The sequence below is a fragment of the Ferrovum myxofaciens genome, from assembly GCF_000735045.1.
Classification (GTDB): Bacteria; Pseudomonadota; Gammaproteobacteria; order Burkholderiales; family Ferrovaceae; genus Ferrovum; species Ferrovum myxofaciens.
The window spans coordinates 1-274 of record NZ_JPOQ01000450.1 but is presented as its reverse complement, the minus strand read 5'-3'; the positions used below and the strand labels follow the sequence as shown (position 1 = coordinate 274).

Annotated in this window: 1 pseudogene; it reads right to left on the bottom strand. The window is 54.7% G+C overall.

Features of this window, described 5'->3' with window-relative positions:
- Nucleotides 1-274: pseudogene (gene tuf, locus IV91_RS0114505) on the bottom strand (elongation factor Tu); the annotation flags it as partial.

The window sequence follows — 274 nt, the reverse complement described above, 5'->3', positions numbered from 1 at the left end:
CCCCACAATCTCGATGTCATCCCCAACCTTCACTATCCCGCGCTCAATCCGACCCGTCACCACCGTCCCGCGCCCTGAAATGGAAAATACATCTTCCACAGGCATCAAAAACGGTCCATCAATCGCACGCTTCGGCTCAGGAATGTAAGTGTCCAACGCTTCCGCCAACTTCCAGATCGAGGGCTCTCCAATCTCCGACTGATCCCCTTCCAGCGCCTTCAACGCGCTTCCAATCACAATCGGCGTGTCATCCCCAGGAAAATTGTACTTCGAC